This window comes from Roseiflexus sp. RS-1 (assembly GCF_000016665.1).
Lineage (GTDB): Bacteria > Chloroflexota > Chloroflexia > Chloroflexales > Roseiflexaceae > Roseiflexus.
Genome location: NC_009523.1, coordinates 5,756,196 through 5,780,409, shown reverse-complemented (window position 1 = coordinate 5,780,409; position 24,214 = coordinate 5,756,196). Strand labels below are relative to the sequence as shown.

The window sequence follows — 24,214 nt, the reverse complement described above, 5'->3', positions numbered from 1 at the left end:
GGCACAGCCGGGTCATGCGATGATGCAAGGAGGGCGCGATGTTGATTGGCGATTGGCTGGCGCGGCGAGCCGATCTGACGCCGCATAAGGTCGCGCTGCTGGATGCCGCCGATGGACTGCAACCGATCACCTTCCGCCAGTGGAACGCGAATGTCAGTCGTACCGCGCGGTTTCTTGCCGGGCGGTTCGGTGTGCAGCGCGGTGATCGGGTGGCAGTGCTGGCGATGAATTGCGTCGCCTATCTGGACATCTGGTTCGCCTGTGGGAAACTCGGCGCAATTCTCCAGAACCTCAACTGGCGTCTCACTCCGGTGGAACTGGCAGGATTGATCGCCGACGCCGAACCGACCTTGCTGATCTATGGACCTGAGTTCGTCGATCAGGTGCGCGCATTGCGTTCCGCAGTGCGCGGCGTCGCGCTTGACGCCGCCCGGCGCGCAGACCCCAATGATGCGGCGTTCGATGAGCGTGACGCATTCGCGGACAACCCCTTCCCCGCCGTTGATCTGATGGCGGACGATCCCTGGGTGATCTGCTACACTGGCGGCACGACCGGGCTGCCGAAAGGTGCGATCCTGACGCACGGCAACATTTTCTTCAACGCGGTCAATACTGTCGCCGGGTGGGGGTTGCGCCCTGACGATGTGACCATTCTCAACGCGCCGCTATTTCATACCGGCGGTCTGAACGTCTTCACTGCACCGCTGGCGCATATCGGCGGCACGTCGATCGTGTGCCGGCAGTTCGACCCGGATCAGGTGTTCGATCTGATCGAGCGCCAGGGGGTGACCATCTACTTTGGCGTGCCGACAATGTTTCTGGCGTTACAGCGGCATCCGCGCTGGGAGACGGCGGATTTCTCGCGGGTGCGCTGGATGATCAGCGGTGGCGCGCCGTGCCCGCCGCCGGTGTTTGAAACCTTCCGTCGGCGTGGGGTGCCGTTCCGCACCGGCTATGGGTTGACGGAAGCAGGACCGAACACCTTCTGGCTGCCCGACGAGGACATTGAACGCAAAGCTGGCGCTGTCGGGTACCCGTTGCCGCATATCGATCTGCGTCTGGTGAACGAACGCGGCGACCTGTGCGCCGCTGGCGAGGTCGGCGAGTTACACATCCGCGGCGCGCATGTCTGCGCCGGGTACTGGCGACGACCGGTTGAGACTGCGGCGACGATTGTTGACGGATGGCTGCGCACCGGCGATCTTGCCCGGCGGGACGAAGAAGGATGTTACACCATCGTCGGGCGCCTGAAGGATGTGATCATTTCGGGCGGCGAGAACATCTATCCGGCGGAAGTTGAAGCGGTGCTGGCGGGGCATCCGGCGGTGGCGGAGGTGGCGCTGATCGGAGCGCCCGATCCGACGTGGGTCGAGGTGGGGTGGGCAGTGGTTGTGTTGCACGAGGCATTCCGGCAATCGGCGCAGGACATCGAGCGGCAACTCATCGACTACTGCCGTGATCGACTGGCGCGCTACAAAATCCCGAAGCGCGTCATTGTCGTCGATGCATTGCCGCGCACCGGCGCGGGGAAGATCGATAAGCGCGCGTTGCGCGCGATGTTGCATGTCGAGGGTTGATCAGCGACAGTTCAAGGTCGAACAGGAAGTGCGGAGGCACTATGCACATCGGTGGATTGCTTTCACGTCATGCGCGCTACCGCTCGAATCACACCGCTGTGATCGTCGGCGATGCGCGGCTCACGTATCGGGAATTCAACGCACGAGTCAACAAAGTCGCACACGCGCTGCTGGGGCTGGGTTTGACCAAAGGCGACAAGATTGCAACTGTGCTGCCGAACTGCATGGAGTTGCTCGAAGTCTACTGGGCGGCAGCGAAGACAGGACTGGTGGTGGTTCCGATGAGCACGCTGCTGCGTGGACAGGGGCTGGCGACCCTGCTGCGCGACTCGGACACTGCGGCGGTGGTGACCGATTCAGCGCACGCGCCGGTGATCGATGCCATTCGCAGCGACCTTCTCATCGACCCGGCACGGTTTTTGATTACCGACGCCCCGGATCGTCCGGGGTATCGCAATTATCACGCGCTGGTTGTGCCGATGTCGGAAGATGATCCGACGGGGATCGAACTGTGCAGCGATGACCCGTACAACATCATGTACAGCAGCGGCACGACCGGTTTGCCGAAGGGGATCGTTCTCACACACGGCGTGCGCGCCGGATACGGAACGATCTTTGCGTCGTCGTACCGCATCACGCCAGAAAGCGTCATTCTGCACGCAGGCGCTCTCGTTTTCAACGGCGCATTTCTGACCTTTATGCCGGCGTTCTATCTGGGCGCCACCTATATTCTGATGCCAGCATTCAATACGCGACAGTTGATCGAGATCGCAATCCGTGAGAAGGTGACGCACATTAAGATGGTTCCGTCGCAGATTGTCGCTCTGCTCAACGAACCCGACTTCGACGAACGCCATGTGCCATCGATCGAGATGCTCGGCTCAGTTGGGGCGCCGTTGCATATGGAACACAAACTTGAGCTGGAACGGCGCTTCCCCAACCGGCTCTACGAATTGTACGGGTTGACCGAAGGGTTCATGACCATTCTCGACAAGTATCACCGTGGCGAAAAACTGGGGTCGGTCGGAGTTCCGCCTCCCTTTATGGAGATCAAAATCATCGACGATCAGGGGCGCGAACTGCCGCCCGGCGAAGTCGGCGAAATCTGCGGTCGGGGTCCGTTGATGATGACCGGCTACTACAAACGCCCCGATCTGACGGCGCAGGCGGTGGTCAACGGCTGGTTGCACAGCGGCGACATGGGGTATGTCGATGCGGATGGGTTCCTCTATCTGGTTGATCGGAAGAAAGACATGATCATTTCCGGCGGGATCAACGTCTTTCCGCGTGACATCGAAGAGATCATCGTTCAGCATCCTGCTGTGCGCGAAGCGGCGGTTTTCGGCGTGCCGAGCGAGAAATGGGGCGAAACGCCGCTGGCGGCGGTCATTCTCAAGTCGCCTGGTCTGGTATCGGCGGAAGAGTTGCGCGAATGGATCAACGCGCGTGTCGAAGCCGGGTATCAGAAGGTGTCGCAGGTGGTGATCATGGACGACTTCCCGCGCAGTGCAGCGGGAAAAACGCTCAAGCGGGTCATGCGCGATGAGTACTGGAAGGGGATGGAGCGCAAGATTTAAACAACTGGAGGTGTCACCATGCCTTTCGTGACGGCGGGCGACCTGAACGTTCACTACATCGAACATGGCGCCGGTGAGCCGGTGCTGCTCCTGCACGGCAACTGGGCGACGTGCGGTTGGTGGGAGCCGACGTTGAATCTGTTGCCGTCCGGGTACCACGGAATTGCCCCCGATATGCGTGGACGGGGGAAGACGGAAGGACCGGATCACGACTACAGTTTGACGGCGCTGGCTCAGGACACGCTGATGTTTGCCGATGCGTTGGGTGTGGATCGTTTCCACCTGGTGGGGCATTCGCTCGGCGCCGGAGTGGCGCTGCAACTGGCGCTCGACCATGGGGATCGGGTGCGGTCGCTGATCGCGGTTGCGCCGCCGTGGGTCGATGGCATGCCGGCGGAAGCCAATTCGCCGGAACGTCAACAGATGCTGAAGGCGAACTTCGACCTGTTTGCGATGGCGCTGAAGGCGCTCGCGCCAACCGCTCCCGACGATGCGTTCTGGCACCGGTTGGTTGCCGAAGGGCACGAGCAGCGGATCGAGGCGGCGCTTGGCGCGATCAACGCACTGGCGGCGTGGGCGCCGGGCGACACACTGCGTTCCATTGCGTGCCCGAAGCTGGTCATCGCAGGCGAGAACGATATTCTGGTGACGCAACCGGTGGCGGCGCGCGCTGCCGAGGCGCTCGGCGCGCAGTTGATGGTCATTCCGGGCGTCGGGCATTCGCCGAATATCGAGGCGCCGGCGGTGTTCGTCAATCTGCTGGCGGATCTGTGGCGCAGCGTGCAGGCGGAAGGGTAAGGGGCATGGGCGCTCTCCGGGGCTGCGTTCCCGGAAGCGATGACCGATTCTTCTTCGGACTGCGTGTTTTACAATGTACGACGAAGCGCAGAACGGTTGATCGCCGGGATCGCACGCACCTTACGCGCGTGCGGGCAGGATGCGCGCGATCCCGGAACGCAGGCAGGTTATATTCTGTATGCGCTATAGTGATAGGGGATGCACCCCCGCCCACCCCGCGCATTCAGCCGACTCGTTGCGCCGGCTCCGTGTGCAGTTGATGCACAGACCGTCAGCCCGTCTGGGAGTACTCAAGGAGGACGCCTATGGATCAACAAGACCGTTTTCGTGGTTGTCTTCTTGGCCTTGCCGTCGGGGATGCGATTGGCACGACCGTTGAGTTCCGTCCCCGCGGAAGTTTCGCGCTGCTGACGGATATGGTCGGCGGAGGTCCTTTCCATCTTCAGGCAGGGCAGTGGACTGACGACACGTCCATGGCGCTGTGCCTGGCAACCAGCCTGGTGGAGTGCAACGGGTTTGATGCCCATGATCAAATGATGCGTTATTGCGCGTGGGCTGAGACGGGTTATTTGAGCAGCACGGGGACGTGTTTTGACATAGGCAGTACCACATCCTCTGCACTGCGCCGGTTTCGCCAGACAGGAGATCCCTTTGCCGGAGCAGACGATCCGCACTTAGCCAGTAATGGCTGCATTATGCGGCTGGCGCCGATTCCGATGTTCTTCTTCCCAGACCTGGACGCAGCAGAACGATATGCAGCGGAGAGTTCCCGCACCACTCACGGGGCGGCGGAGTGCCTGGATGCCTGTCGTCTCCTGGCGCGGATCATATGCCGGGCATTATCTGACCAATCGAAGGTTGAGGTTGCCCTGGGGGACAGGCAGACATTCGTGGGATCGGAGAAGATCGTTGCGATTGCCCGTGGCGCCTACCTTGAAAAGTCGGAAAAAGATATTCGCGGATCCGGGTATGTGGTGGACAGTCTGGAAGCGGCGATGTGGTGTTTCTTTAGTTCCCGCACTTTTGCGGAAGCGGTTCTTATGGCGGCAAATCTGGGCGACGACGCAGACACAACGGCTGCGGTATGCGGGCAGGTGGCAGGAGCGTACTATGGTGCGCGAGACATCCCTGCTGCCTGGATCGAACGACTTGCGTTGCGTTCGGAGATAACGGATCTCGCTGACCGGCTCTATAGCGCGAGCAAAACGAGAGAGGGTTGACGACACCCTGTGCTCTTGCAGGGTCGCGGTTTTGCGCAGGTCGCCACGCTGCGTTACAGAAAAGGAGCGTCCATGGTCAGGAATTGGATGAGGGTGATCCTCGTCACTGGATGCATGCTGGCTGCCTGTGCGCCGATTTCTCAGCCAGACGTCGCCGTTTCAGACCCTCCTGCGCCGACCGTCGCCGTTCCAGACGCCCCCGCGCCAACCGTTGCGGCAGGGGGGCAGAGTGAAGATACGCCGCTTCCAGCCGAACCTCCGCCATACGGCGCATGTCTTGAGTGAGTGCGGTCACTCCCCGCACATCGAGAAACCGGCGGAGTTCCGCGCCCTGCTGATCGCTCACCTGGACGGGTAACGTACCACACAGGCGTTCTGCTGTTTGCCTGTACGAACGAAACGTGTCGGTTGCATGCCCGGTTCCGCAGAGCGCGCCAGAAGGTGCGTCTACCGGCGCTTTTCCTGAATGCGCCAGAGGGTCGGTCCGGCGCTGCGCACCTGCGGTTGCCTGATCAAGGGATCAAGCACCTCGCGCAGCGCGTCGGCGTCCACCGGTTTTTGCAGGTAGCCGCTGACCATATGCAATCGCGCGATAACCGGCAGGTCGGGATGGGCGGAGATGAGAATAATTGGGGGCAGCGCTGTGCCGCGTGCGCGCAAGCGGCGCACCACGTCGCCGCCGCTGAAGGTGGTCAGTTCGTAATCGAGAATGATCAGATCGAAGGAGATCTGCCGGGTCAGACTCAGTGCAGCGCTGCCGTCACCCGCCGGTATGATCTGGAGGTGATCGTAACAGGCGTTGAGCAATTCACAAAAAGAGTCGCGAAAGACACGATTGTCGTCGACGACCAGGACGTTGATTGGCATAGGGTCTTGCTCTCTTTCGAGTGTACAGCCTGTTCTATCGTATGGTACGCACGTGTGAGCACCATCGTATTACCGGAACCCGTAAGGTTTCAACACGCACCACTTGCACGCAGCGCATTCCGCTGCTACACTACGCGCCGCAATGAAAAGGGTCGGTGTGGCAATCGTTTCGTTCAACACGCGCGATCTTCTCGCTGGGTGCCTTGAGTCGCTCACGACGTGTTCTTTGCCGTTTCACGTCGTTGTAGTAGACAATGCGTCACGTGATGGCAGCGCAGCGCTGGTGCGTTGTCGCTTCCCCTGGGTGACACTCATCGATGCCGGGCGTAATCTGGGGTTTGCCGCTGCGACCAATCTGGCGATTCGCACGGTGCGCGATCTGCATCCGACGCTTGAGTATGTGCTAGCGCTCAACCCCGATACCGTGGTGGGCGAGGGCGCTATCGAGACGCTGGTCGCTTTTCTGGATGCGCATCCCCGTGTCGGTATCGTTGCTCCACGGTTGTTGAATCCGGATGGGACTGTTCAGTCTGCGGCGTTTCGCTTTCCGACGCTGCTGATGACGGTGCTCGATCTTTTTCCGCCGGGTGAGGTGTTGCCCGGACGCCTCTACAACTCCTGGTGGCATGGTCGCTACCCGCAGGAGCAATCCGGCGCTGCGCCGTTCCCGATCGATCATCCTCTCGGCGCGTGTATGCTCGTCCGCTGTGCGGTGATCGATCAGATTGGCATGCTCGATGAGGAGTACTTTATGTATGCCGAGGAGGTAGACTGGTGTTATCGCGCCCGACGCGCGGGATGGGCTATCTGGCAGGAACCTCGCGCGCAGGTGGTGCACATCGGCGGCGCTGCGACCGGTCAGTTTCGCGCCCGGATGCTGGTGGCGCTGTATGCCAGTCGGTTACGCTTCTTTCGCAAGCACTATAGCGCGCCCATTGCCGATCTCCACGCGGCGATCATCCGCGCTGGCATGGTGCGCCTGATCCTCGGCGCCTGGCGCGCCTATGCGAACCGGGCTATCGGGCGCGATGAGTTGCGGTCGCGGTTGTGGGCGTATGGGAGTATTCTGCGTTTATGACCCCGCCACGCGCCGAACCCCTTGCCACGCTGTCGGTGGCGATCATTGCCCGGAATGAAGAGCGGCACATCGGCGGCGCGCTTGCCAGCGTCGTGGATCTTGCTGGCGAGATCGTTGCTGTGGTCGACAATCGTTCCTCCGATACGACTGCCGATATCTGTCGCACGTTCGGCGCGCGGGTACATATCGAGCCGTGGCGTGGCTTTCCGGCGCAGCGCAATCGCGCACTCGATCTCTGTACCGGTACATGGGTATTGTTCCTCGATGCCGATGAACGGGCGCCCCCCGACCTGGCGGCAGAGATTCGCGCTGCGCTGACCGGCGAGTCGGGTATGGCGGGGTTCTGGATCCCGCGCTACAACCTGTTCTTTGGGCAACGGCTGCGCGGCGGCGGGTGGTACCCTGACCATCAACTGCGGTTGATGCGCCGGGCATGCGCCCGCTACGACGAGTCGCGCCTGGTGCACGAAGTCGCTGCACTCGATGGACCTGCTGGCACGCTGCGCCATCATCTGCTGCATCTCAATATCGAGCATCTCGACGAGTTGTGGCGCAAGCAGCGGGCGTATGCCATCCAGGAGGCGCATACGCTCTTCCTGGCGGGCGCGTCGGTGCGCTGGCGGACGTTCATCGGCGCGCCAGCGCGCGAGTTCTACCGGCGTTTCGTCACCCTGCATGGCTACCGCGATGGAGCGCTCGGTCTGTTTCTCTGCGCAACGATGGCGTACTTCGAAGTGGTGAAATACGTTCATCTCAAGGGGCTGACCACGTTCAAACATTCGTTGCAACTTCAGCGTTAACCTGCACGCTGCGTAATCCATGCTTGCAATCATTATCGTTTCCTGGAATGTTCGCACCCTGATCGACCGTTGCATCGCAACGGTGCAGGCATCGCTTGCCGATTCGGGCATCGACTACCGGATCATGGTGGTCGATAATGCCTCGACTGACGGAACGCCAGTTCTGCTGCGTACGCGCTACCCTGGCGTTGAGGTGATTGAAGCCGGGCGCAATCTGGGGTTTGCCGGCGGCAACAATCTGGCGCTGCGCCGTCTCTTTGCCCGGAATGACTGGAATGCCCGCTATGTCTTGCTGCTCAACCCCGATACCGAAGTGATCGGCGACGCGCTTCCGCAGATGGTGCGCTACCTGGAGACCCATCCTGAGGTGGCGGTGGTCGGACCGCGACTGCGGTACCCGGATGGAACGGTGCAGTCGAGCCGACGCCGTTTCCCGACCCCCGGCGTCTTCTTCTGGGAGAGCACGCCGCTCGAATGGCGCTGGAGCGACAATCCATGGGTGCGGTATTACCGTTGCGCCGATCTGCCGGACAACCGGGAACAGGCGGTCGATTGGCTGGTGGGAGCGGCGCTGATGGTGCGACGGTCGGCAATTGAGCGCGCCGGTCTGCTCGATGCCGGTTTCCTGCTGTACTCCGAAGAACTGGAATGGCAGCAGCGTCTCAGGGCATACGGTCGAATCACCTATCTTCCCACTGCGGAGATCGTTCATCACGAGGGGCGAAGCAGCGAACAGATCCCAATCCGACGATTGATCCTCTTCCACCGCAGTCGTCTGCGTTATGCGCGGGTGCGCTACGGTGATCGTCTGGCGCAGGCGGTGCGCATGTTCCTTCTCGCTGCGTATACTGCCGAACTGTTGATCGAGAGCGGCAAATGGCTGCTGGGGCATCGACGCGACCTGCGCGCCCGGCGAGTCGCAGCCTGCTTTGCTTTGCTGCGGGCGTTGAGCGGACCAGGAAATGAGGTATGGTAGTTCTCTGGCGTATGGCTTAAGTCCTTCACATCTCACGTTTTTAATGTGCTGCTTCCCTTTTTGAGGGGTTTCGTGGTAGCATGGGGTGAAAGACGCACAGAGAACTCCTATGCTCAAACGATGGTTTCGGCGTCGCCGACGTCTTAACGATGCGCAACTCGGACGCGAGTACCGGGTCGATGATGTTATCGATCAGCGTTACGAAGTGCAGCAGGTCCGGCGCGGTTATATGGGGGTCGTGTATATTGCGTATGACCGCCAGCGCCGCCGGCGTGTCGTCTTGAAGACGTATCAAACGAAATACCTCTGGGACGAAGCCGCAATCCGGCGTTTCAACGCCGAAGCGGAACTCTGGATTCGCCTCGGCAGCCATCCCAACATTGTGCGCGCATACGAGATCCATACCTATATGGGTCGTCCTCATGTTGTCGCCGAGTATGTGCACGGCGGTTCGCTGCGCGCGCTGGTGGGGCGTCTGCAACCGGTAGAAGCGATCGATTACGGCATCCAGATCTGCCGGGGGATGCAGCACGCGGTCGAACAGTTGAACATGGTTCACCGCGATCTCAAACCGGACAACATTATGGTGTCGTTCGATGGACGCGCCAGGGTGACCGATTTCGGCTTATCGAAAGTCTTGCGTCCCTGGCAAACATTGTTCGATGCCGATCAGGTTGAGCATCACGGTCGCATCACGCTGCGCGCCTCATTTTCGACGTCGGGTTTGGGCGGCACATTGCCGTATATGGCGCCAGAACTGTTCGATGGCGCTGCTGCCAGCGTGTGGAGCGACATTTATGCGTTCGGCGTGACCCTCTACGAATTGTTTGTCGGTCGCCTGCCGTTCGATGCGCAGCGCGACGATGCCCTGATCCGCCTTATTCGCAAAGCGCCGCCGCCCGATCCGCGCAATCTGGCGCCCAATGTGCCGCCAGATGCAGCGGCGATTGTCTTGCGTTGTCTGGCGAAGCGTCCCGGTGAGCGATTTCTGTCCTTCGCCGAACTCGAAGCGGCGCTGCAACGTGTGCGCGAAGCGCTCGTCGGCGCACCGTTCGTCTGCGAATCGTCGTTCGACCAGCGGGACGAAGCCGAACAGTGGAAGGAACGCGGTCTGGCGCATATGAACATGAGTGAGTACAAAGAAGCGATCCGCTGCTTCAAGCGCGCGGTCGAACTCGATCAGGATCAACCGGATAGTTGGGACCTGATGGCGCGCTGTTTGCTCAAACTCTGGATGTACCACGAGGCGCTGCAATCTGTGGAGGAGGGGTTGCGCCGTGCGGTGAGTCGCACCGAGTTTGGCAATCTGTACGGCGCGCGCGGCGAGATTTTTACGGCAATGCAGAAGCCGCTCGAAGCGCTGACAGCATACGATAAAGCACTCTCGTACATGCCCAGTATGCCCGCGCTGTGGCGCGGCAAAGGTGCGCTGTTGCAGCATATTGGAGATGCACAGTCAGCTCAGGAATGCTTCGAAAAAGCGATTGCGCTCGATCCTTCCGACACGATTGCGCACCGTCAGCTTGGCGACCTGCTGGCTTCGCGCGGGCGCTGGAAAGCGGCGGTGGATTCGTATGCCGAAGCGCTCAAACTCGATCCGCGTTCGGTGGAGGGATGGGTGAAGTATGGCGAGAGCCTGCTCCGACTTGGGAGAAAGGAAGAGGCGCGCATAGCGTTTGAGAAGGCGCTCAAACTCGACCCGGAGCATCGTGGCGCACTCGCCGGGTTACGTCAGGCAGGAAAGTAACAAAATTTTGATAATTGATGCCGGGTTTCTGTTATAATCACTCCAGCAATCGTTGCAGCAGCGTTGTCGCCCTGCGCCCAGAGGCTGATCGATAGCAACCGGGTCTCAAGGGCGTCGTCCTGCTCTTCGACAGACCAGCAGTCAAGGAGATGCAAGCCGATGTCACGGCGTGTCGTTGTTACCGGAATGGGCGCCGTCAGCCCGCTTGGGCTTGATGTCCCGGCGCTCTGGCAGGGGATCCGCGAAGCGCGGAGCGGGATCGGTCCAATAACGCTCTGTGATGCTTCGAATCTGGACTCGCGCATCGCAGGCGAGGTGCGCGGCTTCGATCCGTACAACTATATGGACCGTAAAGAGGTCCGTCGGAACGACCGTTTCATTCACCTGGCAATTGCTGCCGCGACCGAGGCGCTGCGCACTGCCGAGTTGTCCATCACGCGGGAGAACGCCGACGCGATCGGTGTCATCATCGGCAGCGGAATTGGCGGCATCACCACGCTGGCTGAAGGGGTCGTCACGTTGCAAGAGCGGGGTCCGTCGCGGATCAGCCCGTTTCTCGTGCCAGCGATGATCACGAATATGGCATCCGGTCAGGTGTCGATGATGTTTGGACTCAAAGGTCCAAACTATTGTCCGACGTCCGCCTGCGCCAGTGGTGCGCACGCGATTGGCGAGGCAGCGGAGATCATCCGGCGTGGTTGGGCGGTGGCAATGGTGGCGGGCGGAAGCGAGGCGCCGATCACGCCGATCGGTATTGCATCGTTTGCCAGCGCCAAAGCCATTTCGACCCGCAACGACGATCCGACTGGCGCGTCGCGCCCGTTTGACGCTGATCGTGATGGGTTTGTCCTGGCGGAGGGCGGTGCGGTGCTGGTGCTGGAAGACCTGGAGTTCGCTCGGTCGCGCGGAGCGCGCATTCTGGCAGAACTGGTCGGCTACGGTCTCTCAGCGGATGCCTACCACATTACGCAACCGCCGCCTGGCGGCGAAGGCGCGTTGCGTTCGATGCGCGCTGCGTTGCACCATGCCGGTCTCTCGCCCGATGACATCGATTACATCAATGCCCATGGCACCAGCACGCCAGCTGGCGATATAGCCGAGACTGAGGCGATCAAGCGCCTGCTCGGCGAGCGCGCCTATCGCGTGCCGGTCAGTTCGAGCAAGTCGCAGTTTGGTCACCTGCTCGGCGCTGCTGGCGCCATCGAAGCAATCGTCAGCATTCTGGCGATTCAGGAAGGTCTCCTCCCGCCGACGATCAACTACACCATGCCCGACCCGCAGTGCGACCTGGATTATGTGCCCAACACGCCGCGGCCTGCGCGCATCGATGTCGTGCTCAGCAATTCGTTCGGCTTCGGCGGTCATAATGTATCGCTCATCTTCCGACGCTATGAGGAAGTCGGTTGACGAACTCAGTGCGCGTCTCGGCGTCACGTTTTCTGATCAACGTCTGCTCGAGCAGGCGCTGACCCATAGTTCTTTCCTCAATGAGCATGTCGAAGAGCGCATGCACCTGGACAGCAACGAACGCCTGGAGTTTCTCGGTGATGCGATCATCAATTTTCTGGCAGCCAGGCTGGTATTTGAACGCTTTCCTGACGCTGGCGAGGGAGAGTTGACCGCCTGGCGCACAGCGTTGATCCGCACCGAGACGCTTGCCGGTTTTGCACAGCGCTACAATCTTGGTGCATATGTGCTGCTGGCGCGTGGCGAGGAATCAAGTGGCGCACGTCAGCGCCAGGCGCTCCTGGCAGATACGTTCGAGGCAGTTATTGCAGCTCTCTTCCTCGATCAGGGTCTCAATGCTGTGCGGACCTTTCTTCTACCACTCTTCGAGGCGGAGCTTGCGTCGTTGCCGGATCGCACACTGCCGGTCGATTACAAGAGCAGGCTTCAGGCGCGCATCCAGGCAGAGCGTCGCGTGACCCCGCGTTATCACGAGATTGATCGAAGCGGACCGGAGCATCGTCCCGAATTCACCGTCGAGGTGCGCGCAGGCGAAGAGCGCCTCGGAACCGGAAAAGGTCCCAGCAAACAGGCGGCGGAACAGGCGGCGGCGCGCGCAGCGCTCGATGCGCTTGAGGGTGGGACGGATGGGCGTTGAACGTTCAACGTTCAACGTTCAACGTTCAACTAACATTGAGGGTGGGCATTGAAGAACGAACCAGGCAGATTGCTGATCACCGGCGGCAGTGGATTTCTGGGCGCGAGACTGGTGGAACTGGCGCTCGCGCAAGGTTGGGACGTTGTTGCAACCTGTCACTCGCGCAGACCGCAAACTCCAGGTGTGCGCTGGGAGACGCTGGATCTGCGCAACGCAGCGGCAACCCGGAGATTGGTTGAGCAGGTGACGCCCGATGTTGTCATTCACACCGCCTACCGGCAGGAAGGACCGGACATGATGGCGATCATCGGTGAAGGATCAGCGGCTGTCGCGCAGGGTGCTTTCGCGGTACAGGCGCGTCTGATCCATCTGTCGAGCGATGTTGTTTTCGACGGAGAACGGATCGGCAGATACACCGAAACGGATGAACCGCAACCGGTCACGACATACGGCGCCGCCAAAGCGCTGTCCGAACGCCTGGTCGCCGCAGCCCATCCCGGAGCGCTGATTGTCCGCACATCGCTGATCTACGGTGGTCCGGATCGCCCCGGCAGGCATGAGCGATTCGTGCTCGATGTGCTCGATGGGCGCGCAGAGGCGGTCTTTTTCACCGATGAACTGCGCTGCCCGATCGAAGTCGGCGATCTGGCAGCGGCGTTGCTGGAACTCGCTACCATCGACAGGAGCGGCATTGTGCATGTCGCCGGATCGGACGTGGTCAGTCGTTACGAATTCGCCTGTCTGGTGGCGCGTGCATTTGGGCGCGATCCTTCTGGCTTGTGCGGCGGTCTTAGCCCGGCAGCGCCCCGCCGACCGCGGAACTGCGCGCTGGATAGCCAGGTCGCGCAGCGCATGTTGACAACGCGCCTGCGAGGAGTTCGGGAGGTGCTGGGATGAGCAGGACACGGGTGCGCGCATAAGGTTGGGAGGAATTTGTTGTAACGCGATGCGTTATGATCTGGTCAACGTTACGGCATGGATGCCGTGCTTCTATGTCCTGACCGATGAAAGCGAGGCGCCGATATGAAGCGAACGCCCGAATCGATCACCCGGTTGGTGGAAGAACTTCAGCACGGCGACGAATTCACCCGCGCCCAGGCGTCGTTTGCGCTGGGAATGTTGGGCGAAGCTGCCGTTGCGCCGCTGATCGACCTGCTCTACCACAACGACCGGGAGGTGCGCATGCGCGCCGCGTGGGCGTTGGGGGTTATCGGGCAGCCTGCTCTTCCTGCACTGCTGGAACTGGCGGAAGGCGATGATCCGGTCGTGCGGATCGAAGCCATCCGCATCCTGGGGGTGATTGGTGAAGGACGTTCACTCAACGCGCTGTTCCACGCGCTTACCGACCCCGACCCGCGTGTTGCGCAACGGGCTGCCATTGCTCTTGGGCGCATCGGCGACACGCGCGCTTTCCATCCGTTGCTCATCGCACTGCACCATCCTGCGCCTGATGTGCGCTTCGCCGCCTGCAACGCCCTGGCGCACATGAATGTGGCTGAAGCGATCCCTGCGCTGCGTCAACGCGCTGAAGAAGACCCGGCACGCACCTCCTGGGGGGCATCGGTCGCCGATGCAGCGCGACGCGCCATCCAGGAGATCGAAGCGTCCAACCCCAACGTCTCGACCGATCAGTTTGCGCGCGTGCGTGACATTTTACAGCGTTCATGAACCACAGTAGTGTTGCGCAATTGCGAACATCACATCTCCGTTGACGTTCCTTAACCTTCATGGTATGATACGCTAACTCTCGTTACCCGCCCTTCGCACCCGTGCGGCAATGGATGCGTGCCTGTTTTCTGCGATGCTGTGCAGAGCGCCAACGTCAGGCGCGGGCATTGCCATACAGTGCATGGCGGGTGTGACCGTATTCAGCATCATACGGGAGGTGATGCAACAGACGAACGCACGGAATGCTCTCTACGCCCGAAGTTTTGGCAGATTCCTCAATGTTAGTGAAAGGATCGATACCACTATGCGTTCGATGCGTAACGTGTGGCGGAAGAGCGGTGCGCTGGCGCTGCTCCTCATCCTGATCGTCCCGGTTCTGGCAGCGTGTGGCGGGCAGCCAGCCACAGCACCGACCACGGCGCCAGCGGCGCAACCGACGACTGCACCCACTGAGGCGCCAGCGGCGCAACCGACGACTGCGCCCACTGAGGCGCCAGCGGCGCAACCGACGACTGCGCCGACCACTCCGCCAGCGGCGCAGCGCGGCGGTCGCCTGAAGATCCTGTACTGGCAGGCGGTGACGACCCTCAACCCTCACCTGGCGACAGGTACGAAGGACTTCGATGGCGCAACGGTTATCCTCGAACCGCTGGCGCGCTACAACGAGAAGGATGAACTGGTGCCCTTCCTGGCGGCGGAGATTCCAACGATCGAGAACGGCGGCGTCGCTCCTGATGGAACCAGCGTCACGTGGAAGCTCAAACCAGGGCTGAAGTGGTCGGATGGCAGCGATTTCACGGTTGACGACATTATCTTCACCTGGCAGTACTGCGCCGATCCTGCGACTGCCTGCACCACCAAGGCGGTCTTCGACCCGATCGAGAAGGTCGAGAAGGTCGATGATACCACTGTCAAGATCATCTGGAAGGAGCCGAACGCCAACCCGTACATCTCGTTCGTCGGTCCGAACGGCATGATCCTGCAGAAGAAGCAGTTCGAGAAGTGCATCGGCGCGGCAGCCAGCACCGATGCGGCGTGCCAGGCGGCGAACCTCGCGCCGATCGGTACAAATGCCTGGAAGTTGAAGGAGTTCAAGCCGGGCGATGTGGTGATCTACGAACGCAACCCCTTCTTCCGCGATGCCGATAATGTCTTCTTCGACGAAGTGGAGATCAAGGGCGGCGGTGATGCTGCGTCAGCAGCGCGCGCCGTGTGTGAGACGGAAGAGGTCGATTTCGCCTGGAATCTCCAGATCCCGAAAGCGGTTCTCGAGCCGATCCTTGCTTCCGGTAAGTGCGACCCGATCGCCGGCGGTTCGTCCGGAGTTGAGCGCATTGTGGTCAACTTCTCGAACCCCGACCCGGCACTGGGCGACAAGCGCAGCGAGCCGGATCAACCCCACCCCTTCCTGACCGACCCTGCAGTGCGCAAGGCGATCTCGCTGGCGATTGATCGCAAGGCAATCGCCGAGCAGTTGTACGGTCCTACCGGCGAACCTACCTGCAACGTGCTGGTGGTGCCGACTGCGGTCAATTCGCCAAACCTGACATGCAACCGCGATGTCGAAGCAGCGAAGAAGTTGCTCGAAGATGCGGGCTGGAAGTTGAAAGGCTCGGTGCGGGAGAAGGAGATCGGGGGGAAAACGGTCAGACTGGTCGTCAGTTTCCAGACCTCGATCAATCCGCTGCGCCAGAGCACCCAGGCGATCATCAAGTCGAACCTGGCGGAGATCGGTATTCAGGTGAACGTCAAAGCCATTGATGCCAGCGTCTTCTTCAGTGGCGATCCAGGCAACCCGGATACCCTGAACAAGTTTTACGCCGACCTCCAGATGTACACCAACGGTCCGAACAACGCCGATCCACAGCAGTACCTCCAGGGCTGGACCTGCGAAGAGCGCGCTTCGGTCGCCAATCAGTGGAACGGCAACAATGACGGTCGCTACTGCAACCCGGAGTACGACAAGCTTTTCGAGGAGTTGAAGAAGGAACTTGACCCGAAGAAGCGCGTCGAACTGGCGATCAAGATGAACGATCTGCTGGTGACCGATGGTGCGGTGATTCCGCTGATCAACCGCCAGACGCCGAATGCGAAGGTGAAGGCACTCAAGGGACCCACCTTCAACACGTTCGACTCCGACATCTGGAATATTGCCTCCTGGAGCAAGTAAACACAGGTGTGTTGTGCAGGGGACAGGAAAACGCCTGTCCCCTGCATTGTCATACTCAATTGGTAAAAGGGACGTGGCATGGCTCAGTATATTGTGCGACGGATACTTATTGCCATTCCAACCTTGTTGATTATCAGTTTTGTGATTTTTGCCATTCTGGCGCTGGCGCCTGGCGATCCGCTGGCGCAGTTTGCGCTCAATCCGGCAATTCCTGAATCGACGCGTGAGTTGATCCGTATTCAGTTTGGTCTCGATCAGCCATGGTATGTGCGCTACGTGAAGTGGCTGACCGCGCTGGCGCGCGGTGATTGGGGGTTTTCATTCGGAACGCGTGGTCCGGTGATCGATCTGATCTGGCAGCGCCTGCCGCAGACGTTGATTGTGGTGGGGACGGCGTATCTGATTGCGGTGCTGATCGCCATTCCTATCGGCGTGATCTCGGCAGTGAAGCAGTACTCCTGGTTCGATCAGGTAGCAACGTTCATTGCGTTCATCGGCTTTTCGGTGCCGTCGTTCTTCACCGGTCTGGCATTGATGCTGGTGTTTGCGATCAACCTGAAGTGGTTCCCGATCGTCTATAATTCAACCCTTAATCTGGCAGGTTGGGACGGAATCACCGAACAGATCCGCCAGATGACATTGCCGGTGACGGTGCTGGTGGTGCAACAGACGGCGGCGTTGACTCGCTTTATGCGCTCATCGATGCTCGATAACCTTCCGCTCGATTATGTGCGCACCGCGCGCGCCAAAGGTCTGGCTGACCGGATGGTGATCATCCGCCATGTGCTGCGCAATAGCATGATTCCGGTCGTGACGCTGATTGCGCTTGGTATTCCGACCATTTTCGCCGGCGCGATTATTACCGAGAACCTCTTTCGCGTGAATGGCATCGGTCAGTTGTTGATCACGTCGATCCAGAACTCTGATACGCCGGTCGTGATGGCAATCACGTTTATTTTTGCCTGTCTCACCGTCTTTTTCAATTTGATCGCCGATATACTCTACGGCGTGCTCGATCCCCGTGTGCGTTACAGTTAGTTCGTTACGTCAAACGAGGCGCCCATGTCTGAAGCGAACCAGACCATCAATACGTCTTCCGTGTCCGATCCGGCTGCTGCGATTCGTCAGTTGCAACTTGGCGTGTCGGCGAAGCCGCGCACGCTGCTGGGAGATGCCTGGCGGCGTTTCCGTAAGCATACGCTTGCCATGATCGGCGCTGGCATTCTGATCTTTTTGACCCTGGCGGTGACGGTCGGCGCCTGGTGGTATGAACGCTACCTGGTCGATCAACTGGCGCAATCGGGCATGCCGGTGACGGCAGAGAACCCTGATATTCGCGTCCTGATCGATCATCTCGATTTTCTGGCGCTCCTTTCGCCGCCGACCCATGTGCATCCGTTCGGCACCGACGACCTGGGGCGTGATCTGCTGGCGCGCTGCATCTATGGCGGGCGCGTCTCGCTGGCAGTGGGTTTTGTGGCGATGCTGATCGCCATTTCGCTGGGGACGATCATTGGCGCTGCGGCTGGATTCTTCGGCGGTGTGGTCGATCAGACGTTGATGCGTCTGACCGATCTGTTCCTGTCGCTTCCCTCGGTGCCGCTCATCCTGCTGACGGTCTATCTGTTCCGCGAACCGGTTATCCAGGCAATGGGGTCGCCAGAGGCGGGTATCTTCGTAATTGTGGTGACGGTGATCGGCGCGCTGGCGTGGATGCAGACGGCGCGCGTCGTGCGCGCGACGTTCCTTTCGCTCAAGGAGAAAGAGTTTGTCGAAGCGGCGCGCTGTCTGGGCATCTCTCAGACGGCGATCATGTTCCGCCATATTCTGCCGAATGCCATCAGTCCGATCATCGTCGCCGCCACTCTGGAGATCGGGAGCGCGATCATTGCTGAATCGACCCTCTCGTTCCTCGGTGTCGGCTTCCCGCCTGATACCCCAACGTGGGGACGCCTGGTGACCGATGGCAGTCAGTATCTTCAGGCAGCGCCATGGCTGGCGCTCATTCCGGGCGCTCTGATCTTTCTGACCGTGCTGAGCATCAATTTTATGGGTGATGGGTTGCGTGATGCGCTTGACCCACGGTCCCGACTGTAACAGTCAACCCATCACGGTGCGCGCGCCAGGAAATTATCCACAATCATCGTTGCTGGTTGCGTCAGGCTGCTGAACGATGACGCAGCAACCCCCGCACGCCCCCCTGGTGAAACACCCGGTGACACCGTGGCAACATGTTTGCTGTTGATCCAGAGTTGAATCTCGTTGGGCGTGCGCATAACCCACAGCGTATTTGTGCCATTACCATCAACGATGATGTCTTCGGGGATGAGTTGTGTGCTGCGTTCTGGAACAAACTCACCATTCACGAACGTACTGAATTGCCAGCGTTTATCGTTGGTGATCTCAAAGAGGAGCACACTATTGGCGTCCGGTTGCACATCGAAGGCGATGCCGACCGCTGCTGGCGCGCCGACGGTCTGAAACGCAACACTCAGTTCGATATTGTAGGTATTCCCCAGATCGCGATCCCAGGTATACCAGGTGGAGAGGTCTGGTACTTTGACCGTCAGATAGTAGAGGTTGTCGCGCAACGCTGCGCGTCGTCGTTCATCATTCACCTGTGCCCAAATTGCTTTTGTGCGTTCGCCCCGGTCGAACGTTTCAAACAGGAGTCGCCGCAAACCGCGCGTCTGCGCCTGATAATCGGCCAGCGAGAGCACGCCCGGTTGCGGCTGGAGGAATTGTGGCGTGGGTGTGGCAGTTGGCACAGCGGCTGTCTGGGTCGCCGCTGCAATGGCAGCGGCGGTCTGTTGCGCCGCCGCAGCGACCGTCTGCCGCGCAATTGCGGTTGCAGTTTGCACTTCGATTGCCTGACCCGCCTGGGCTGTTGCCGTCTGCCCATTGACGCGCGCCGTCGCCGTCGCCTGCTGGGCTGCGGCGATGGCGGTTGCCGTAGCGTTCTGCCGCGCTTCGGCAGTCGCGGCGCTCCCCCCGCTTGCCGGTGTGCGTGCATCTACCGGTGACGCAGGCACTGGCGATACGCCAGAGATGGCGGTTGCTGCCGGGATCAGCCCGCTTGCCTGCAGTACGAAGTAGCCGCCGCCCAGACAGGCTGCCAGGAGCACCACCGCAGCGACGATTCCGCCGATCAACCGCCCGCGTCGCCGTTGCGCGTCGCCAACCGGCGCTCCCGATCCGGTTGCCTCCGGGAGGGGGGCGGGGGGGGGCAGCGGCGCTGCGCCCGCACTGGAGGGGGCGCTAGAGGGCGGGGTGGTGATGGTGGGGGCGTCGGGCAGAGGCAGCGGTGCGTCGGGGCGCAGCGGCGCTGCGCCCGTACTGGCGTCGGGGGCGCTGGAGGGCGGGGTGGTGATGGTGGGGGCGTCGGGCGGAGGCAGCGGCGCGTCGGGGCGCAGCGGCGCTGCGCCCGTACTGGTGTGGGGGATGGGGGGCGGGGTGGTGATGGTGGGAGCGTCAGCGGAAGGCAGCGGCGCGTCGGGGCGCAGCGCCGCTGCGCCCGCACTGGAGGGGGCGCTGGAGGGCGGGGTGGTGATGGTGGGAGCGTCAGCGGAAGGCAGCGGCGCGTCGGGGCGCAGCGGCGCTGCGCCCGCACTGGCGTCGGGGGGGTGAGCTGGCAGGCGCTCGATCAGCGCGCGAATTGCGCTGCGCGGATCGGATGCGGGAAGCGGTGCGCCGCAGGCTCGGCAGAACCGCGCGCTGGCGCGATTCGTCGTCGAACAGCGCGTACAGGTCACATCAGGGGCGGCCTGGATCAGATCGCGGCTTGCGTCGGCGGCGGAAGCATACTGGTGCGCCGGATCGAGCGACAATAATCGCTGGATAACCTGCGCCAGGTCGTTTGAGAGGTCGGGACGAAGCCGTTGTACTGGCGGCAACGGATCGCGCTGGAGACGCTCGTTGGGCGCGGGCGGAATGCTGCCGGTCAGGAGCGTGTAGAGCGTCGCACCGATGCCGTACAGATCGGTGCGCGGATCATCTGCGGCAAAGGGCGTGCCTGGACGTCCGGCAATGCCGGGATTCGTGAGGTAGACCTGCCCCGCAGGTGTGACCCGGATATTCGGCGGGCGCACGTCGCGGTGGATCAGGCGGGGCGTGTGCTGATGGAGCCGGTTGAGCGCGTCGAGCACGGGTTGGATCAGGCGAATTGCGGCATCGGCGCTGAGTCGCCCCTGTGCGTGGCGCGTGCGGATGTCTTCCAGGGTCAGACCGGGAATATGGTCGAAGACAAGAAAGCGCCCATCGACCGTCGCAAACATATCGACCACTGCCGGGAGCGCCGCGTGGCGCACAGCGGCGAACGCAGCCGCCTCACGGGCGAACAGCGTATCGGTATCCGGCTCGATATGGGTGATTGCCTTGACATCGACGTCCTGTTTCGTGCGTTGGTCACGCGCCAGGTAGAGATCACCGAAAGGACTGCGATCAAGGAGGCGCTCGATGAGATAGCGATCCTGGAGAGTTGTTCCGGGTGTTGCCACATGAACCTCGTTCGATGCAGAAATGGCAGAAATCGGACGTCAACCGCCGATGTAGCGCAGAAGCAATCAATACTGTCTGGTAGCACGTGTACCTCATTGTACGTCTCAATCAGGTGTGCGTCAATTATTGCGTCGCATTGCGCCTGTTCACACACGGGGTAAAACACGCGCCCGAGAGCGAGAGCGTCCCGCGATCTTCGCGTCTACGAAGGCAAGATGCCCTTCGCTCCCAGGAGCAATGTGAACACGTATGTCGCATTCGTTCTCATCCCCTGCTCCATGATGTAAATCGAGCAGGCGCAACATGTGCACCGCAGACTCAGGCAGGACATCCGCCACTCCCCCGTTGTCCTGGAGATGGCCCGGTGTCTGGAGAGGTGCGGTGCGGGCTGCATCCACTGCAAAAAACAGGACTATTGTCCTGCTGCGAGGGATGTGCTGGCAGCCGGGGATGTGCAAGAATAGCGATGCAGCCCTGCGTCTCGACAGTTTTGCTTTTGTGACTTCACTGCAAAAACGCACCGCAGAGACGCCAGGATCGCAGCGTTTTCCATTAATCGCGCTCTGCGTCTTTTGCGTCTCTGCGGTGAAACGACCTTTCTTTTTGCAGGAAACCCGCTTGTTGCATCGCTCCGTCCGTTTGAGAGGGAAATTCGCATGACTCGCTATCTGATCTGGATCCTGCTGCTGTCGGTTGCAGCGTTTGCATCGGTGATCGGGATCGCGGTCACCCGCGCCGCGCCGTCGTTTGAGATCGAAGTGGTCAAGACAGGACTCGACCGCCCATGGAGCATTAACTTCGCTCCTGATGGACGCCTGTTCTTCACTGCGCGCAACAGTGGGCGCCTGTACGCCTTAAGTATCGCAACCGGCGCGGTGCAGACCTTCAGCGGCTTGCCGCCATCCCGGTTTCGTGCCGAGAGCGAGGCGGGCATGCTGGGGATGGAACTCGACCCGGATTTTGCAGGCAACGGTTGGGCGTACATCTGCTACAGTTACTTCGATACGAATAACAATCGCAAGAACCGTCTCTCGCGCTTCACCGTCGATCCCGGCGCTGGCGTGGTTCGTGATGAGGCTATCCTGATCGATAACATGGTCGGCGCTACCCATCACGATGGCTGTCGTGTCATCGTCTCACCCGACAACCGTTACCTGTTTGTCTCGATGGGCGACGCGCTCGACCCGCCGCTGGCGCAGAACTTCAACAGCACCGGCGGCAAGACCTTCCGCATCTTCAAGGACGGCAGCATCCCGCCTGACAACCCGTTCTATGCTGCGGGTCAGTCGCCACGCTCACTGATCTGGACGCTGGGACATCGCAACCACCAGGGACTGGCGTTTCATCCGGCGACCGGCGACTTCTGGAGCACGGAGCATGGTCCAGATATTATGGACGAACTCAACATTCTGATCGCCGGGCACAACTATGGCTGGGGGTGGGGCAATCCGCCCCGGTACTGCCTGGGAACGGTGAACTGCGATGGCGTTCCCAATTTCATGGCGCCGGTTGCAGTGTTCAATACCGACAGCACCGTTGCAACTTCGGATATGATGTTTTACACTGGCAGCGCTTTTCCTGAGTGGAACGGCGACCTGTTCTTCGTGACACTGAAAACCGGCAGGCTCTATCGCCTGAAGATCAACAATCGAACGATTGTTGAGCAGGAGATGCTGATCAACGGTCAATATGGTCGCCTGCGCGATGTGACGGTGGGACCGGACGGGTTCATCTATATCTCGACTGACGCAACCAGTGCGACGTTGCTGCGCATCCGCCCGGTAATTGGTCGTCCCTATCGCGTGAGTCTGCCCTTCATCATACGGTGACAGCCACATCTTCCAGGAAAAAGCGTCCCTGGGCGTCGTCATAGCCGAACAATTCGGCATAGCGTCCCCATTTGCTGGCGATGTCGAGTTGCAGTTCCGCCTCGTCGGGAGGGAAGTCGCGTTCCAGGGCGGTGAGGAGCACTTCGCGGCGCAGCGACCGTTCTCCCGACGCTTCCAGCATGCGCAGCATCCAGCGGAAGAAGGGCAGGCGCCGCAGGCGCGATGCAAAGATTTCTTTGCGCGTCAGAATGCTGGCGTCGGCGAACGTTTCTCCCAACGGTGTAATGATCAGGTCGCCGGTTTCGACACGGGCGAATCCGAGTAGTTCCGCCGCTTCGACCAGCGCCAGCAGATTGTTGAAATCCAGCCCTAACTCCTCCGCCAGTTGATAGATATCATCACGCTCAGCGGGGGTGCTGTTCACATGTTCAAGCAAACCGGCGAGTTCGGTCACTTCGGCGTTGGGCAATGCGCGGGTGCGTCCAGCCTGCCCTGGTTCGGTGCCGAACTCGACATGCTCTGGTTGCGTCTGCCCCATGAGAATGCCGTAGACACGGTCGGTCAGGGTGACGAACGCTTCCGATTTACGGTCGCGCGGGTGCGGCAGCGTAACCGGCACTTCGGCAATGATCCGTCCCGGACCTTTATCCATTACCACGATCCGGTCTGCCATGAAGATCGCTTCTTCGATGTTGTGGCTTACCATCAACACTGCGCGAATCTGGAGTTGACCGCCGGTCCAGAGTTCAAGCACTTCGCCGCGCAACGTCTCGGCGCTCAGCACGTCGAGGGCGCTGAACGGCTCGTCGAGGCAGAGCAGTTCGGGGTTTGCCGCGAGGGCGCGGGCAATCCCGACCTTCTGGCGCATACCGCCCGACAGTTCACGCGGGTATGCCTGCTCGAAGCCGTCGAGTCCGACCATATCGATCAACTCGATCGCCCGGGCGTGCGCCTGTTCCGCAGGTATGCCGCGCGCACGCATCGCAATAGCCACATTTGCCTCAACGGTCAACCACGGGAAAAGCGCAAACGACTGGAACACAATCGTTGCATACGGGTTGACGCCGCGCAACGGCGCGCCACGGTAGCGAACCTCGCCGTCACTCGGTTGGTTCAACCCGGTAATGATGCGCAGCAGCGTGCTCTTGCCACACCCCGACGGACCGAGCAGCGCGACAAATTCCCCTTCACGGATGGTCAGATTGATATGCTCGATGGCGGTGAAGCGCTTCTCGCCGCGCCCGTAGCGCTGTGCGACATTGCGCAGTTCAACCAGCACCGCGCCGTTCAGCGTCGCCATACATTC

Annotated in this window: 20 protein-coding genes; 17 read left to right on the top strand and 3 right to left on the bottom strand. The window is 60.8% G+C overall.

Features of this window, described 5'->3' with window-relative positions; translation table 11 throughout:
* Positions 1–38 precede the first annotated feature (38 nt).
* The 5 genes from ROSERS_RS23705 (at position 39) to ROSERS_RS26355 (ending at position 5,530) form a co-directional block, all read left to right on the top strand.
* Positions 39–1,577, top strand: coding sequence for an acyl-CoA synthetase (locus ROSERS_RS23705; RefSeq protein WP_011959281.1), 1,539 nt, complete (start codon positions 39–41; stop codon positions 1,575–1,577).
* A 41-nt stretch (positions 1,578–1,618) separates the two neighbouring features.
* Positions 1,619–3,154, top strand: a complete 1,536-nt coding sequence (locus ROSERS_RS23700; protein ID WP_011959280.1) for a class I adenylate-forming enzyme family protein — start codon at positions 1,619–1,621, stop codon at positions 3,152–3,154.
* A gap of 18 nt (positions 3,155–3,172) precedes the next feature.
* Positions 3,173–3,952, top strand: coding sequence for an alpha/beta fold hydrolase (locus ROSERS_RS23695; protein ID WP_011959279.1), 780 nt, complete (start codon positions 3,173–3,175; stop codon positions 3,950–3,952).
* A 305-nt stretch (positions 3,953–4,257) separates the two neighbouring features.
* Entirely contained in the window at positions 4,258–5,172 is a 915-nt protein-coding gene (locus tag ROSERS_RS23690; RefSeq protein WP_011959278.1) for an ADP-ribosylglycohydrolase family protein, read from the top strand.
* A gap of 127 nt (positions 5,173–5,299) precedes the next feature.
* Positions 5,300–5,530: a hypothetical protein gene (locus ROSERS_RS26355; RefSeq protein WP_157041208.1), complete on the top strand. Its 231-nt coding sequence runs from the start codon at positions 5,300–5,302 to the stop codon at positions 5,528–5,530.
* 89 nt (positions 5,531–5,619) lie between these two features.
* Here ROSERS_RS26355 and ROSERS_RS23680 read toward each other — a convergent pair whose 3' ends face one another.
* Complete coding sequence (locus ROSERS_RS23680) at positions 5,620–6,039, bottom strand: response regulator (RefSeq protein WP_011959276.1); 420 nt, start codon at positions 6,037–6,039, stop codon at positions 5,620–5,622.
* Between the two features lie 142 nt (positions 6,040–6,181).
* On the opposite strand from ROSERS_RS23680, the gene ROSERS_RS23675 reads away from it, so the two are divergent.
* The 11 genes from ROSERS_RS23675 to ROSERS_RS23625 all read left to right on the top strand — a co-directional run bounded on the left by ROSERS_RS23675 (position 6,182) and on the right by ROSERS_RS23625 (position 18,679).
* The gene (locus tag ROSERS_RS23675) at positions 6,182–7,117 is read left to right on the top strand and encodes a glycosyltransferase family 2 protein (protein ID WP_041334441.1); all 936 of its coding nucleotides are present in this window, start codon (positions 6,182–6,184) and stop codon (positions 7,115–7,117) included.
* Positions 7,114–7,917: a glycosyltransferase family 2 protein gene (locus ROSERS_RS23670; RefSeq protein ID WP_011959274.1), complete on the top strand. Its 804-nt coding sequence runs from the start codon at positions 7,114–7,116 to the stop codon at positions 7,915–7,917. Before ROSERS_RS23675 ends, ROSERS_RS23670 begins: the two co-directional genes overlap by 4 nt.
* Positions 7,918–7,936: 19 nt before the next feature.
* Positions 7,937–8,893 carry a glycosyltransferase family 2 protein gene (locus ROSERS_RS23665; RefSeq protein ID WP_011959273.1) on the top strand — a complete coding sequence of 319 codons (957 nt, stop codon included), beginning with the start codon at positions 7,937–7,939 and terminating at the stop codon, positions 8,891–8,893.
* A 109-nt stretch (positions 8,894–9,002) separates the two neighbouring features.
* Entirely contained in the window at positions 9,003–10,640 is a 1,638-nt protein-coding gene (locus ROSERS_RS23660; RefSeq protein ID WP_011959272.1) for a protein kinase domain-containing protein, read from the top strand.
* Positions 10,641–10,799: 159 nt separating this feature from the next.
* On the top strand, positions 10,800–12,047 hold the full coding sequence (fabF, locus tag ROSERS_RS23655) for a beta-ketoacyl-ACP synthase II (protein ID WP_011959271.1): 1,248 nt from the start codon (positions 10,800–10,802) through the stop codon (positions 12,045–12,047).
* Positions 12,031–12,744, top strand: coding sequence for a ribonuclease III (gene rnc, locus ROSERS_RS23650; protein ID WP_011959270.1), 714 nt, complete (start codon positions 12,031–12,033; stop codon positions 12,742–12,744). The genes fabF and rnc overlap by 17 nt, the downstream gene beginning before the upstream one ends.
* 48 nt (positions 12,745–12,792) lie before the next feature.
* A complete protein-coding gene (locus ROSERS_RS23645; protein ID WP_011959269.1) occupies positions 12,793–13,641 on the top strand; it encodes an SDR family oxidoreductase in 849 nt (282 codons plus the stop codon).
* A gap of 126 nt (positions 13,642–13,767) precedes the next feature.
* A complete protein-coding gene (locus tag ROSERS_RS23640; RefSeq protein WP_011959268.1) occupies positions 13,768–14,412 on the top strand; it encodes a HEAT repeat domain-containing protein in 645 nt (214 codons plus the stop codon).
* A gap of 304 nt (positions 14,413–14,716) precedes the next feature.
* A complete protein-coding gene (locus ROSERS_RS23635; RefSeq protein ID WP_011959267.1) occupies positions 14,717–16,582 on the top strand; it encodes a peptide ABC transporter substrate-binding protein in 1,866 nt (621 codons plus the stop codon).
* Between the two features lie 78 nt (positions 16,583–16,660).
* Positions 16,661–17,620, top strand: a complete 960-nt coding sequence (locus ROSERS_RS23630) for an ABC transporter permease (RefSeq protein ID WP_011959266.1) — start codon at positions 16,661–16,663, stop codon at positions 17,618–17,620.
* Positions 17,621–17,644: 24 nt separating this feature from the next.
* Positions 17,645–18,679 (top strand): ABC transporter permease, encoded by a 1,035-nt coding sequence (locus ROSERS_RS23625; RefSeq protein WP_011959265.1) that lies wholly within the window; start codon positions 17,645–17,647, stop codon positions 18,677–18,679.
* Between the two features lie 11 nt (positions 18,680–18,690).
* On the opposite strand, the gene ROSERS_RS23620 is transcribed toward ROSERS_RS23625, so the two are convergent.
* Complete coding sequence (locus ROSERS_RS23620) at positions 18,691–21,078, bottom strand: serine/threonine protein kinase (protein WP_011959264.1); 2,388 nt, start codon at positions 21,076–21,078, stop codon at positions 18,691–18,693.
* A gap of 657 nt (positions 21,079–21,735) precedes the next feature.
* On the opposite strand from ROSERS_RS23620, the gene ROSERS_RS23615 reads away from it, so the two are divergent.
* Complete coding sequence (locus ROSERS_RS23615; protein WP_011959263.1) at positions 21,736–22,908, top strand: PQQ-dependent sugar dehydrogenase; 1,173 nt, start codon at positions 21,736–21,738, stop codon at positions 22,906–22,908.
* Here ROSERS_RS23615 and ROSERS_RS23610 read toward each other — a convergent pair.
* Positions 22,898–24,208: an ABC transporter ATP-binding protein gene (locus ROSERS_RS23610; protein WP_011959262.1), complete on the bottom strand. Its 1,311-nt coding sequence runs from the start codon at positions 24,206–24,208 to the stop codon at positions 22,898–22,900. The genes ROSERS_RS23615 and ROSERS_RS23610 overlap by 11 nt on opposite strands.
* Between the last annotated feature and the right edge of the window lie 6 nt (positions 24,209–24,214).

Excerpts from the sequence above, each read along its gene's own strand:
- ROSERS_RS23700 (WP_011959280.1), top strand. The coding sequence starts at position 1,619 with ATGCACATCGGTGGATTGCTTTCACGTCATGCGCGCTACCGCTCGAAT.
- ROSERS_RS23675 (WP_041334441.1), top strand. The coding sequence starts at position 6,182 with ATGAAAAGGGTCGGTGTGGCAATCGTTTCGTTCAACACGCGCGATCTT.
- ROSERS_RS23680 (WP_011959276.1), bottom strand. The coding sequence starts at position 6,039 with ATGCCAATCAACGTCCTGGTCGTCGACGACAATCGTGTCTTTCGCGAC.
- ROSERS_RS23670 (WP_011959274.1), top strand. The coding sequence starts at position 7,114 with ATGACCCCGCCACGCGCCGAACCCCTTGCCACGCTGTCGGTGGCGATC.
- ROSERS_RS23705 (WP_011959281.1), top strand. The coding sequence starts at position 39 with ATGTTGATTGGCGATTGGCTGGCGCGGCGAGCCGATCTGACGCCGCAT.
- ROSERS_RS23625 (WP_011959265.1), top strand. The coding sequence starts at position 17,645 with ATGTCTGAAGCGAACCAGACCATCAATACGTCTTCCGTGTCCGATCCG.
- fabF (WP_011959271.1), top strand. The coding sequence starts at position 10,800 with ATGTCACGGCGTGTCGTTGTTACCGGAATGGGCGCCGTCAGCCCGCTT.
- ROSERS_RS23615 (WP_011959263.1), top strand. The coding sequence starts at position 21,736 with ATGACTCGCTATCTGATCTGGATCCTGCTGCTGTCGGTTGCAGCGTTT.
- ROSERS_RS23695 (WP_011959279.1), top strand. The coding sequence starts at position 3,173 with ATGCCTTTCGTGACGGCGGGCGACCTGAACGTTCACTACATCGAACAT.
- ROSERS_RS23665 (WP_011959273.1), top strand. The coding sequence starts at position 7,937 with ATGCTTGCAATCATTATCGTTTCCTGGAATGTTCGCACCCTGATCGAC.
- ROSERS_RS23640 (WP_011959268.1), top strand. The coding sequence starts at position 13,768 with ATGAAGCGAACGCCCGAATCGATCACCCGGTTGGTGGAAGAACTTCAG.
- ROSERS_RS23690 (WP_011959278.1), top strand. The coding sequence starts at position 4,258 with ATGGATCAACAAGACCGTTTTCGTGGTTGTCTTCTTGGCCTTGCCGTC.
- ROSERS_RS23635 (WP_011959267.1), top strand. The coding sequence starts at position 14,717 with ATGCGTTCGATGCGTAACGTGTGGCGGAAGAGCGGTGCGCTGGCGCTG.
- ROSERS_RS23610 (WP_011959262.1), bottom strand. The coding sequence starts at position 24,208 with ATGGCGACGCTGAACGGCGCGGTGCTGGTTGAACTGCGCAATGTCGCA.
- ROSERS_RS23630 (WP_011959266.1), top strand. The coding sequence starts at position 16,661 with ATGGCTCAGTATATTGTGCGACGGATACTTATTGCCATTCCAACCTTG.
- ROSERS_RS23660 (WP_011959272.1), top strand. The coding sequence starts at position 9,003 with ATGCTCAAACGATGGTTTCGGCGTCGCCGACGTCTTAACGATGCGCAA.
- rnc (WP_011959270.1), top strand. The coding sequence starts at position 12,031 with ATGAGGAAGTCGGTTGACGAACTCAGTGCGCGTCTCGGCGTCACGTTT.